The sequence below is a fragment of the Natrinema caseinilyticum genome, from assembly GCF_024227435.1.
GTDB classification, from domain to species: Archaea; Halobacteriota; Halobacteria; order Halobacteriales; family Natrialbaceae; genus Natrinema; species Natrinema caseinilyticum.
On the sequence record NZ_CP100445.1, the window covers coordinates 664,276 to 676,500 of the forward strand.

12 protein-coding genes are annotated in these 12,225 nt (G+C 61.4%); 3 read left to right on the plus strand and 9 right to left on the minus strand.

Annotation, left to right across the window (positions count from 1 at the left end):
- Positions 1 to 35 precede the first annotated feature (35 nt).
- On the plus strand, positions 36 to 1,970 hold the full coding sequence (locus NJT13_RS03185) for a beta-CASP ribonuclease aCPSF1 (RefSeq protein ID WP_254524044.1): 1,935 nt from the start codon (positions 36 to 38) through the stop codon (positions 1,968 to 1,970).
- Positions 1,971 to 2,219: 249 nt separating this feature from the next.
- Here the strand turns inward: NJT13_RS03185 and NJT13_RS03190 are convergent, their stop codons facing one another.
- The 7 genes from NJT13_RS03190 to NJT13_RS03215 form a co-directional block, all read right to left on the minus strand.
- Complete coding sequence (locus NJT13_RS03190; RefSeq protein ID WP_254524045.1) at positions 2,220 to 3,926, minus strand: sensor histidine kinase; 1,707 nt, start codon at positions 3,924 to 3,926, stop codon at positions 2,220 to 2,222.
- 363 nt (positions 3,927 to 4,289) lie between these two features.
- Positions 4,290 to 4,973 (minus strand): 5,6-dimethylbenzimidazole synthase, encoded by a 684-nt coding sequence (gene bluB / locus NJT13_RS03195; protein ID WP_254524046.1) that lies wholly within the window; start codon positions 4,971 to 4,973, stop codon positions 4,290 to 4,292.
- Positions 4,974 to 5,129: 156 nt separating this feature from the next.
- Positions 5,130 to 5,942, minus strand: a complete 813-nt coding sequence (locus NJT13_RS03200; protein WP_254524047.1) for an endonuclease III domain-containing protein — start codon at positions 5,940 to 5,942, stop codon at positions 5,130 to 5,132.
- Between the two features lie 75 nt (positions 5,943 to 6,017).
- Complete coding sequence (locus NJT13_RS03205; RefSeq protein ID WP_254524048.1) at positions 6,018 to 6,431, minus strand: DUF371 domain-containing protein; 414 nt, start codon at positions 6,429 to 6,431, stop codon at positions 6,018 to 6,020.
- A gap of 308 nt (positions 6,432 to 6,739) precedes the next feature.
- The gene (locus NJT13_RS03210) at positions 6,740 to 8,083 is read right to left on the minus strand and encodes an alkaline phosphatase family protein (RefSeq protein WP_254524049.1); all 1,344 of its coding nucleotides are present in this window, start codon (positions 8,081 to 8,083) and stop codon (positions 6,740 to 6,742) included.
- A gap of 165 nt (positions 8,084 to 8,248) precedes the next feature.
- Positions 8,249 to 8,380: a hypothetical protein gene (locus NJT13_RS23155; RefSeq protein WP_256549410.1), complete on the minus strand. Its 132-nt coding sequence runs from the start codon at positions 8,378 to 8,380 to the stop codon at positions 8,249 to 8,251.
- Positions 8,381 to 8,534: 154 nt separating this feature from the next.
- The gene (locus tag NJT13_RS03215; RefSeq protein ID WP_254524050.1) at positions 8,535 to 9,068 is read right to left on the minus strand and encodes an inorganic diphosphatase; all 534 of its coding nucleotides are present in this window, start codon (positions 9,066 to 9,068) and stop codon (positions 8,535 to 8,537) included.
- 206 nt (positions 9,069 to 9,274) lie between these two features.
- Here NJT13_RS03215 and NJT13_RS03220 point away from each other — a divergent pair, with 206 nt between their 5' ends.
- Positions 9,275 to 9,634, plus strand: coding sequence for a PadR family transcriptional regulator (locus tag NJT13_RS03220; RefSeq protein ID WP_254524051.1), 360 nt, complete (start codon positions 9,275 to 9,277; stop codon positions 9,632 to 9,634).
- On the opposite strand, the gene NJT13_RS03225 is transcribed toward NJT13_RS03220, so the two are convergent.
- Positions 9,631 to 10,317, minus strand: coding sequence for a DUF7108 family protein (locus NJT13_RS03225; RefSeq protein WP_254524052.1), 687 nt, complete (start codon positions 10,315 to 10,317; stop codon positions 9,631 to 9,633). The genes NJT13_RS03220 and NJT13_RS03225 overlap by 4 nt on opposite strands.
- Positions 10,318 to 10,468: 151 nt before the next feature.
- The gene (rnhA, locus tag NJT13_RS03230; RefSeq protein ID WP_254524053.1) at positions 10,469 to 11,062 is read right to left on the minus strand and encodes a ribonuclease HI; all 594 of its coding nucleotides are present in this window, start codon (positions 11,060 to 11,062) and stop codon (positions 10,469 to 10,471) included.
- Between the two features lie 162 nt (positions 11,063 to 11,224).
- Here rnhA and NJT13_RS03235 point away from each other — a divergent pair, with 162 nt between their 5' ends.
- Positions 11,225 to 12,187 (plus strand): transcription initiation factor IIB, encoded by a 963-nt coding sequence (locus NJT13_RS03235; protein ID WP_006182115.1) that lies wholly within the window; start codon positions 11,225 to 11,227, stop codon positions 12,185 to 12,187.
- Positions 12,188 to 12,225 lie beyond the last annotated feature (38 nt).

The following is a 12,225-nucleotide window of genomic DNA, read 5'->3' on the forward strand; positions in this document are numbered from 1 at the left end:
GGGCGGCGAGTTCACGCAAGCCACATTCGGCGATTATGAGTACTGTAGAGCAGCAACTCGACGATTTGAAAGCACAGATCACGAGCGAGTTACCGAGCGATATCTCGGTTTCCTCGGTGAAATACGAAGGCCCCGAACTGGTGGTCTACACGCGCGATCCGAAGAAGTTCGCCCAACAGGGCGATCTCATTCGGCAACTCGCGAGCAAGCTTCGCAAGCGAATTACCGTCCGGCCGGACCCGAGCGTCCTCTCGCGACCCGAACAGGCCCGCGAGGAGATCATGAACGTCATTCCCGAGGACGCGGGGGTCACGGATCTCGACTTCCACGCTGATACCGGCGAAGTCGTCATCGAGGCCGAAAAGCCCGGTATGGTGATCGGTCGTCACGGATCGACACTCCGCGAGATCACGAAAAACGTCGGCTGGACGCCGGAAGTCGTCCGGACGCCGCCGATCGAGTCCTCGACTGTCTCGAACGTTCGAAGCTTCCTCAAACAGGAGCGCGACGAGCGCCGGGACATTTTGGAGAAGGTCGGCCGACAGATCCACCGCGAGGAGATGTCCGAAGACGAGTACGTTCGCATCACCACGCTGGGTTGCTGTCGCGAGGTCGGACGAGCATCGTTTATTCTCTCGACTCCCGAAACGCGAATCCTCATCGATTGCGGCGACAAGCCCGGTGCGGAAGGAGAGGTTCCGTATCTCCACGCACCCGAAGCGCTCGGTGCAGGCCCACAGACCATCGACGCGGTCGTTCTCACACACGCTCACCTCGATCACTCCGCACTGATCCCGCTCCTGTTCAAATACGGCTACGACGGCCCGATATACTGTACCGAACCGACGCGGGACCTGATGGGCCTCTTGACGCTCGACTATCTCGACGTCGCAGCCAAGGAAGGGCGCGCCCCGCCCTACGAGAGCGAGCAGGTCCGCGAGGCGATCAAACACACCATCCCCCTCGAGTACGGCGACGTCACCGACATCGCGCCGGACGTCAAACTCACCTTCCACAACGCGGGTCACATTCTCGGCTCTGCCGTCTCGCACTTCCACATCGGCGACGGGCTCTACAACGTCGCGTTCTCCGGCGACATCCACTACGAAGATACCCGCCTGTTCAACGGTGCGGTCAACGACTTCCCGCGGGTCGAGACGCTCGTTCTCGAATCGACCTACGGGGGTCGAAACGACTACCAGACCGATCAGATCGATTCCGAGCGAAACCTCAAGGAAATCATCAACGACACCTACGACCAGGGTGGAAAGGTCGTCATCCCCGCGTTCGCGGTGGGGCGCTCTCAGGAGATCATGCTCGTCCTGGAAGAGGCGATGCGCAACGGCGACATTCCCTCGATGCCGGTTCACCTGGACGGGATGATCTGGGAAGCGACGGCGATCCACACCACCTATCCCGAATATCTCCGAGACGACCTCCGGGATCGCATCTTCCACGAGGACGAGAATCCCTTCCTCGCCGAGGAGTTCAACCACATCGATGCCGGTGAGGAAGAGCGACAGGACGTCGCGGACGGCGGTCCCTGTATCATCCTCTCGACCTCCGGGATGGTCACTGGCGGGCCGATCATGTCCTGGCTCTCCCACATCGGGCCCGATCCGGACTCGACGCTCGTTTTCGTCGGCTACCAGGCCCAGGGTACCCTCGGCCGGCGCATTCAGACGGGCTGGGACGAAATACCCACGAGCGAAGTCGGCGCCATGGGCAACGGCGGCGGCCGCGGGACCCTCTCGTTGAACATGGACGTCGAAACCGTCGACGGCTTCTCCGGCCACGCCGACCGCGCCGGCCTCGAGAACTTCGTCAAGACGATGAATCCCCGTCCTGAAAAAGTGCTCTGTGTCCACGGTGACGAACGTTCTACCCAGGATCTCTCGTCGGCACTCTACCACGACTTCGATATGCGCACGTTCGCCCCGAAGAACCTGGAGACGTTCCGGTTCCTTTGACGCCCTCCTTGCAGTGAAGGCGGGGCAGTCTCCTCGAGTCAGGGTCGAACGGCCGTTTTCGGCGTTGTTTCCACGCGTTCTAGCCAGCAGTCTCGACCGGAGCACACGGTCGGCGAGACAGGTCACCGATCGACGGACACCGGCGGACGGACGCGCAGATCCTGAGACGCTGTGTGCGTACCAGTCGAGTTTCGACGGCCGTCGAGGGGACAAACGGTTCGCGGCCGGGGCCGTCGAGGACGATCCGAGTCAGTCGGTTCCGCTTCGCGATACCGCGCGCAACTCCGACTCGCTGGTCGCTTTCACGAGTTCGACCACGAACGCCGCTCCGCCTCCGTCGGCCGTTTCGACCCAGACGGCGCCACCGTACCCGTCGATCAGGGTATCGACCAGATAGAGACCGATGCCGGTTCCTTCGCTCTCGAGGCCCTTCTGCCCGCGACCGAAAATTTCGTCGCGTTGTTCGTCCGGAACGCCGGGACCGTTGTCGGCCACGCGGATCAGAACCGACTCGTCTCGATCGGTAACGGAAAGTTCGACGCGCGGTGTGGCCGCGTCGTTGTGCAACACGGCGTTGTTGAGGAGATTCGTGAACACGGACGACAGCATCTCGTCCGCACGGACCGTCACGTCGGTCGGCAACTCCCCGTCGACGACGAACTCGGCCGACGGGTAGCTGGTACGGGCCTTCTCGAGTTGGTTCCAGATGACCGGCCCGAGATGAATGGGCTCGAGATCCAGATCACCGTTGGTGGTCAGGGTTTCGACGAGTTCACCGACGACCTGGGTGAGTTCGATGACGTGGTTGCTGCTTTCCTGAACTAACTCGAGGTGTTGCTTCCCCGCCGGGTCCACGTGTTCTTCCAGGAGTTCGCTGCGACCGGTGATAACGTTCATCTCGTTTCTGATGTCGTGACGGACGATGCGGTTGAGGACGGTCAATTCCTGTTCGCGATTTTTCAGCGTCGTAATATCTCTGAGGACGATCAACCGACCGGTTTGACTCCCTCGCAAGTTCGTGAGCGGAGAGATCTGGATCGCGAAGTGTCGGGTTTCACCGTCGATATCGAACGCGAGTTCGCTCTGAGCGTCGGATACGTCGTCGAACTCCGTTATTTGAGACGAGGGAAACGCTTCCTCGAGCGAGTCCCCGACGACGACGTCGCTGTCGACGAGACGTTTGGCCGCGGGATTCGCGTCGACGATTCGGTTGACCACGTTGACGACGAACACGGCGTCTTGCATGTTGTCGATAACTTTCGTTCGTGCGACGGGGACGATGTCGAGGAGCTGTAGCCGGTCGACCGCGAAGTAGAATCCGACGACCTTTACCATACTCGTCAGGGTGAGCGTATCGACGGGAACGCGTCCGACCCACCAGACGACGAGTCCGACTACCACGAACGTAATGGTCGAGATGAGGATCCCCGCTTGCTTCTTGAAGTCCGGAAGTGAGAGGAACAGGCGGACGAGGAGGTAGACACCGATCCCGAGATACGTGAACATCGTCAGGGCGTATACCCAATAAAACGGCTCGAACGTGGGCACCAAGAGCCCGGTCGTCGGGTCTATCGAGGCGGAGTAAACCAACCCGTGTCTCGGGTTCGACCACACCGCGAACTGGGTCACGACCGGGATCACGACGAGTACCGCGCCCGTTCGATAGGTGATATATTCCTCGTTGTTGGTGTATTCGATCGCCATCAGCAGATAGCCGATCGCCATGAGCGGCCCCGCGACGAATCGCCAGTTCCACCAGAATATTTTCTGTGCCTCCGACGTGGCGAACATCTGAAGCGTTACCGTCAGGCCCAGGAAGACGAGGCCGACGATGTCCAGAATAAATCCTTTCGCTCCCCTCCGGTCACGGTGACGCCAGATCGTGCTCAAGAGCACGGTACAGACGACGGTGGCAGCGATATACGGAAGCGCGACCGGTGTGAATTCGTATCCCATGGGTTCGATCCGTTACCGATTCGATCGGAATGTTGCGCTCGTTAAATCGCCCGTTGGAGGGCGTCTCCGCCGGCCACCCGAGGGTATCGGCGGCTCGAAATGCGAATTCGGAAATGGTGTTCGGCGATCAATGAGTGGAATAAACATTCGGGGCGTTCGTCTTGTTATGACAGTGTAGTACAGTGTCCAAGTGTGATTAACGTTGTGGCACGGGCGACTTTCGACCGCGTGACTCCCGGCGCACGGTCTCGTCTTCAGTCGGTTCCTGGTTGTCGTTCCGACTCGCCGACGGAACGGACTCTCTCGATCAGATAGCCGAGAGTGCGATTACGTCCGCGTGGTCGGTCCGTCAGTGATGGCGGTTCAGTCGGCGTTCTCGCGTGTGGTCTCGGCCGCTCGGTCCGAATTCCACCGCTCTTCGTGAATCAGGGGATCGACCTCGAGTCGGTCGCGCCATCCGACGTTCTGAAGGATCGGTTCGTCGGGAAATCCGCCGTCCGGATAGCCGAGACAGAGATACGCGACCGGCTTTACGTGCGGCGGGATCCCCAGTATCTCCTGTACCTCGTACGGGTAGAGAACGCTCACCCACCCGACGCCGACGCCCTCCGCTCGAGCGGCCAACCAGAGATTCTGTACCGCGAGACACGTCGAGTACAGGTCGGTCCGTTTCATCGAACTCCGTCCCAACACGTGTGGCGCCCCCCGAGTCGGATCGCAGGTCACGCAGACGTTGACGGGGGACTCGCGAATTCCCTCGAGTTTCAGCCGAGAGAACTCCGCTCGCCTCGGTTCCGTATAGCCCTCGCGAGCGGCGGCGATCGCCCGTTCGGCGACCGACCCGATTGCCGCTTTCGTCTCGTCGTCCCCGACGACGACGAAGTCCCACGGTTGGGAGAAGCCGACGCTCGGTGCGCGATGTGCGGCCTCGATAATCCGATGGAGGACGTCGTCCGGGATCGGTTCGTCACGAAACCGGCGAATGTCGCGTCGGGCCCAGATCGCCTTGTAAACCGCGTCACGTTCTGCCTCCGTGAATGCAACCATCATTTCATTACTGAAATTCGGGTTGTATAAATGGGGGGCTATCGATCCGACTGTTCCGAATCCGACCCGGCGATGACGGTCGTCGAATGACGGGTGGCGACCGTGCGACTGCTCCTATCCGTTCGCCCGGCGGCAAGTCACCCGTCTGGCGTCCGGTCACTCGAACGCGTCGGCCGGGTCGACGACTTCACCGGTCTCCGGATAGACGCCGACCTGATCGCACACATCGGCCATCGGACACGCCTCGGGGTCCTCGAGACAGGCCGGCTGCAGCGCCGTACAGTACTCCCTCCCGAATTGGATCGTCGCCGTGTGCCCGAACCCGCACTTTGCTGCGGGGACGTCCCGCTCGAGCACGGACCGAACGTCTTCGTGGTCAGCGGTGGGTGGTGCGACCCCCATGCGCCGATAGATCCGGTGAACGTGGGTATCGACGGGAAAAACGCCGTCGCGACCGCCCGCAAAGAGCAACACGCAGTCCGCCGTCTTCGGTCCGACGCCCCGTACCTCGAGCAGCGTTTCTCGCACCGTCGACGGGGGCTCGTCTTTGACGAACGAATCGAAGTCGGCGGCCGAGCCGAACTCCTCGCGGACCCACGAGGCGGTATCGATGAGAACCTCCGACTTTTGATTGTAGAGCCCCGCGGAGCTGATGGTTTCGGCCAGCATCGATTGCTCCGCGTTCGCGAGCGCGTCGGCGAGGTCGACACCGTCTCCGTCGTATCTGTCGATCAGCGCGTCGTGTGCCGGCTGACTCGCCGTATCGCTCGTGTTCTGGCTCAGGATCGTCCGTACGAGGCAGGTGAACGCGTCCTGGCCGCCGTAGGTCTTCTGCCAGTACAATTCACCCAGCCGGTCGATAACGACCTCTGCACGGGTGTCAGCGGCCGCAGGATCGAACTCGGCGGGCGCGCCGCCTCCGTCCGATCCCCCGCTGATGTTGACCGCCGGCTCCGGATCGTCGCTCATACCGTTTCGTTCGGACTCGGCGAATAAAATCGCGCCGGAACCGCCGGTCGCTCGAGTCGCGGCGATCCGCTCCGGTTATTCGACCGTAACGGTCACCGTCACCTCGGCGCCCGCTGCCAGCGCGTCGACGAGGTCGCGGTCGAATCCCTCGGCTGCGAACTCGGCTCCGAGCAGTATCGTCCGACCGTCCACGTGGTCGCTCGTCCGGCCGACGGCGCTTCGGTCGTCGGTGAATTCGAGACCCGGATCGCCTCGGCCCGTCACCGAATCGCGGTGACCGTCCGCCTCGACGGTGACCGTGACCGCCGCGTCGACGTCTCGACACGCCGCGACGAACTCGGGATCGAAGTCCGCCGGCGCGCGGTCGGCACCGATCGCGAGAATACAGTCACCGGCGGGGGTGAGATAGTCGTCGGTCGTCACCTCGAACGTACTCGCGTGAGTCGCGCTGACGTTCTCGTGACCGCGAGCGTGGATGACCTCTTCCATGCGACGTGGTTCGGTGCCGGCCGGAAAACGGAATCGAATCGAGATCCGAGCGACTCGAGGTCGGCCGTGGTCGGATATCGTGTTCGTGCCGTGTCCGATACGGACGTCGCACGTCCCCCAACGGCGCTGGAAACCGCCACGGCACACGATTCCCGCACCGCTCTCGAGGATGCCGCAACCGGGGCAGGAATCTCCTCGGTCGACAGGTATCGTTCCGACCGATCCCGGAAGAGCGGTTGGAACGGTCCGAAAAAGGACACGAGACCGGTCTCGAACGAGTGATGGGCGCTACCGGACCCAGTGACCGATCACACCAGACTCGCGCCGTCGAACTCGCTGCGGCCGAATTCGATGTCCATCAGATCGAGGATCGTCGGCGTGATGTCGAACAGGTCCGCGTCCTCGATCGATGCGTCGGGACTGTCGATGTAGAGCGACGTGTCGTCGAAGCTGTGCATTCCGTTTCGTGGCCCCGTGTCGAAAACCTTCGAATCGGCTTTGAAACCGGATTTGAGGTCGAAGCCGTTGTTCGGAATCGCGACCAGATCGGGTGCGATGTCGTCGTGATCGCCGCGGAACGCCTCCTCTTTTTCGACGACGCGGTCGACGACGGTGTTCCCGTCGGGTCCCTCGAGCGCCTCGAGACTGGCCTTGAGTTCGTCGCGGACAGCGTGATACTCGGACTCGGGAACGGAGCCGCGGGGTTCCCGGCCCTCGAGATTGATGTAGAAGCGGCCGGGAATGAACGAGTAGGCCTTCGTTTCGTCGGCGATGTCGCCCAGTTCCTCCGGTTCGTCGGTCCGGAAGGAGAGCCACCCCTCCTCGCGGAGCCACTCGTTGAAGTGGACCTCGTAATCGAGGCTGGTGAAACCGTGGTCGGAGGCGACGATCAGCGTGACGTCGTCCGCCAGCGCGTTTCGCAGACGGCCGATGTAGTCGTCGACCTTCCTGTAGAAGTCGATGAAATCGTCCTTGTACTCGCCGTCGCGCTCGTAGTCTTTGAACAGGAAGTGGTTGACCCGGTCGGTCGTCATGAAGACGCCGAAAAAGAGGTCCCAGTCGTCTTCTTCGATGTAGTGTTTGAACGCCTCGAACTGGGCATCGACCGTGGCGTTGGCGTCCTCGATGAACTCGGTCTTGTCTTCTTCGTGACCGAGTTTCGGATTGACGTCGATTCGGTAGTCCAGCGTCTCGAGGTAATCGCGTACGTCGTCAGGGTAGGCGGCCTTCTCGAGATCGGGTGAGAGAAAGCCCGAGACCATACGCTGGACGTTTCGCTGGGGCGGGAACGTGACGGGGACGTTCATCACCGTGGCCTTCCGTCCGTTTTCTTGCACGCGGTCCCAGATGCGGTCGGCCTGAACCTCCCGGCCCATCGGGACGTAGGTGTCGTAGGTTCCGACTTCCCGATCCTGGAAGCCATAGACGCCGGTCTCCCCTGGGTTTACCCCGGTCGTCAGCGACGGCCAGCAGGCGCTGGATTCGGGCGGAACGATGCTCGAGATTTCGTTTGCCGTTCCGTCGTCTGCGATCGCAGCGAAGTTCGGGAACAGTTCCTCGTTCTCCGACAGGAGACTATACGGTACGCCGTCGACCCCGATAAATGCGACCCGAGGATCGCCGTCGCCCCGCAATCGATCGAACAGACCCATGGTCACCCGTAGTTCGACCGTATACAAGAAGGTTCGTTTCGAGACAGTGTTTTGCGAACGGATGCCACTCCGATCGTCGCGGCGAAACCGCTCGCCGATTTCCAGTGCCGGACCAGGAATCGAGTTTTGTGTCGACCGGCGAACGAAGCGAGTCGACGGAATCGGTTAGTCGTCGGTCGCCGTCGAGTCATCGGGGTCGAAGTTGGTCGGGACGACCGTGAGGTGGTCCATGCCCACGCCGGAGTCGGCCGCGACGTCGGTCGAGGACGATCGGACGGGCGAGTTGGAAGCTGCCATACAGGAGGGAATACGCCGGGAACCGGAATAAAATTACCCATGCTCATAACGCATGCGCCGGGCGTCCGTGGATAACTCTGGGGTATCCGCCGAAGTGACCGCGGGAGAAAGGCCGTCTCGTGCGGCCCGAGGCGCTACTGGTAGTTCGTTGCGTCTACTCGAAATGCTCTTCGTAGAGATCCTGGGCGTGTTCGATCGCGTCGTGGGCGGCTTGCTTGTCCTCCCAGCCCAGCGTCTCCACTTCCTTCCCCTCCTCGAGGTTCTTGTAGGTCGAGAAGAACTCGTCGATCTCGTCGCGTTGCTGTTGGGGGATATCGTCGAGGTCCTCGATGTGATCGTAGCGCGGGTCCTCGACCGGGACGGCGATAACCTTGTCGTCCTGTTCTCCGTCGTCGTCCATCTTCATGAGCGCGACCGGACGGGCCTCGATAACGCAACCGGGGAACGTCTGGTCTTCGACGAGAACGAGGACGTCGAAGGGATCCTCGTCGTCGTAGTACGACTGGGGAATGAACCCATAGTCGCTCGGATAGTGGACGTTGCTGTGGAGCACGCGGTCGAGGACGACGCCCGGGACGTCCTTGTCGTACTCGTATTTGTTTCGTTCGCCCTTGAGACATTCGACGACGGCGTAGATCTCTTCGGGTGGATTCGGTCCGGTTTCGAGGTCTTCCCAGAGGTTGACCATGTACCGAAAACTCCAGCGTCGATCAAAAAGTACTTTCGTAATCGAGTGTCACTATCGACGTGACGGTTGCCAGATACCCGACAGACACGAATAGGACACAATCCACCGGTGTCCGGCGGTGTAGCGGTCGGTAGCGGGCTGTCCGACCGGCTGATACGAAGCAATAGTTGACAAGTCTTAAATAGTCTGGTGACATTTGCACACGTATGTCAGAGGCACAATCAATCACCGGCGAACAGAGTATTGCGCGCGAACTCACAGCCTTCCAGAACAACATCCTCGTCATCCTCGCGAAAGACCCCATGTACGGGCTCGCGATCAAGCGCGAGCTCGAGGACTACTACGGGACGGAAGTGAACCACGGGCGACTCTACCCTAACCTCGACGAACTCGTCAACCTCGGGCTGGTCGAGAAGAGCGAACTCGACAAGCGAACCAACCAGTATTCGCTGACCGAGGACGGCTACGACGCCGTCCTCGACGGCATTCAGTGGACGCTTTCGAAGGTCGTCACGGACGACGACCGCGCCGACGAAATCACCGACATCGTCGAAAACAGCTACTAGCGTCGACGGTCCGGTACCGGCTGGTCGGCCGTTTCGAAGAGGAGTTCGATCGACTCTTCGATCACATTTTGTTGTTTTTCGTCGGGCCAGGCGTTCCGAACGAAGTATTCGGTTCGAAACTCCGTGACCTCCTCGCTCGTGAGCGATTCGATCGGTTTGGCGTAGTGATTGCTCGCGAAGTCGGCCACCGACGACGCGTTGTCACCGTGAACGTCGCCGTGTGCTTCTCTGACGGATTCGACCAGTTCGCGATTGCGAGCGTCGACGGCGTCCCAGTCGTCCGGGTCGTCGGCCCCCTCGAGTCGAATCTCGACCGCGCGATCGACGTCCTCGATGCGGTCCGTCCTGATGACGCCGTCTTCGTGCCACGATTCGGGATGGAGAACGAGGACGTCGTCGCCCTCGTCGTCTCGAATACGGGCGGTGAACTCGTGGTCCGACAACAGTTCGTCGCGCCTGCGCTCGTACGCCCCGCGCTCGTTCTCGTCGATAACGGATCGCTCGAGTCGAGTCAGCCGTTCGACTTCGTCGACGACGCGGCTGGGAAGATCGGCACCGCCGGTATCCGCTCCGCTAGTACTCCGAGGCGTGGGCGATCCGGATCCCTCGGCCGCCGACGTTCGTCCCGTCTCGTTCGGCTCACCGTCGTCATCATCGGCGTCGACTGTGTTCCGATCGGCCATAGCGAATCGTACGCACTCGAGCCGGTTTCCAATTGCCGATTCTGGTGCGGTGGCTCGCTCCGTTCGGGGTCGTCTCGAGCGTGGTCGAACCAGTTCGTCGGTTCGTCCGGTCCGATCGACCGGCCGTTCAGTCGGAAACGAAGCGGGTGTCTCAGGCGTGGTCTAACGCTTCGTTCGCGAGGTCGTCCGCGCGGTCGTTGATTTCTCGGGGGACGTGCTCTATCGTCCACTCGTCGAACGCCGCGAGGAGTTCGTGGACGGTGACGCGTTTCTCTCGGAGTTCGGGGTTGTTGGTGTCGTACTCGCCGCGGACCTGTTTGACGATGAGTTCCGAGTCGCCGCGGACGTGGACCTCGTCGTAGCCGAAGTCGCGCGCCGTCTCGAGGGCGGCGATCAACGCCTCGTACTCGGCCTGGTTGTTGGTCGCTCGCCCGATCGTATCGCTCCCTTCGGCGGCGATCCCGTCGCCGGTGACGATCACCCATCCGATCGCCGCGGGGCCGGGATTGCCCCGACACGCGCCGTCGAAGTAGACGTGGGCGCGCCCGCCGCCCTCACGGAGCAGCGCCTCGATACTCTGCGGATTCGAGCCCTGCACGACGACCTTGTCGTCGTACGCGACCGCGGTCGCACCCTGTCGGCTCGCTCGCCAGCGCTCGTGGTCCGTGTTTCCCGACTCGACGGCGACGTCCGCCTGCTCGAGCCGTTTGCGAGCCTCCTCGACGTCGCATTCGATGACCGACATCCGTGTCCGTGGTCCGGCGGATCCGGATAAAGGTTTTCCGGTTCCAAAGCGTAAACCTGGTGTGTGAACGCCCACATCGCCGGTTCTCGGCAGGTACGGGCGAATAGACGAAAATGCTTACCAAATATTTATATACCATGGTGATACTACTATAAAAGTGCGATGACACGGTCCACCCGCCAGCGGGAGCGAACGCGCGAGACGGACGAGACCGAGGAACAAGAGGGGGTACGTGCCTGCCCCGAGTGTGAATCGGATAATCTCGTTAAGGACTCCGACAGGGGAGAGCTCATTTGTGAAGACTGTGGGCTCGTCGTGGAGGAAGAACAAATCGACCCAGGCCCGGAGTGGCGGGCGTTCAATCACCAGGAACGACAAGAAAAGTCCCGCGTCGGTGCGCCGACGACACAGACGATGCACGACAAGGGGCTGACGACGACGATCGACTGGAAGGACAAGGACGCCTACGGACGCTCTATTTCCTCGAAAAAGCGTAGTCAGATGCACCGGCTACGCAAGTGGCAGGAACGTATCCGAACGAAAGACGCAGGCGAGCGAAATCTGCAGTTCGCGCTCAGCGAGATCGACCGCATGGCCTCAGCACTGGGTGTCCCGCGCTCGGTCCGCGAAGTCGCGTCGGTGATCTACCGGCGCGCGCTCAAAGAAGACCTGATCCGCGGCCGCTCGATCGAGGGCGTCGCGACGTCTGCGCTGTACGCCGCCTGTCGTAAGGAGGGAATTCCACGAAGCCTCGAGGAAATCTCGGAAGTCTCTCGCGTCGAACGCAAAGAGATCGGTCGCACGTATCGATACATCTCACAGGAACTCGGCCTCGAGATGCGTCCCGTCGACCCGAAAAAGTACGTCCCGCGCTTCTGTTCTGAACTCGAACTGTCCGAAGAGGTCCAGACGAAGGCCAACGAGATCATCGAGAAGACGGCCGAGGAAGGGTTGCTATCGGGCAAGTCACCGACCGGGTACGCCGCAGCCGCGATTTACGCTGCGTCGCTGCTCTGTAACGAGAAGAAAACCCAGCGAGAGGTCGCCGACGTCGCGCAGGTGACCGAGGTGACGATCCGGAACCGGTACCAGGAACAGATCGAAGCGATGGGAATTCACGGCTGACCGAGCTCCGTCCCGATTCAATTTTTCGCGGGCCGAAA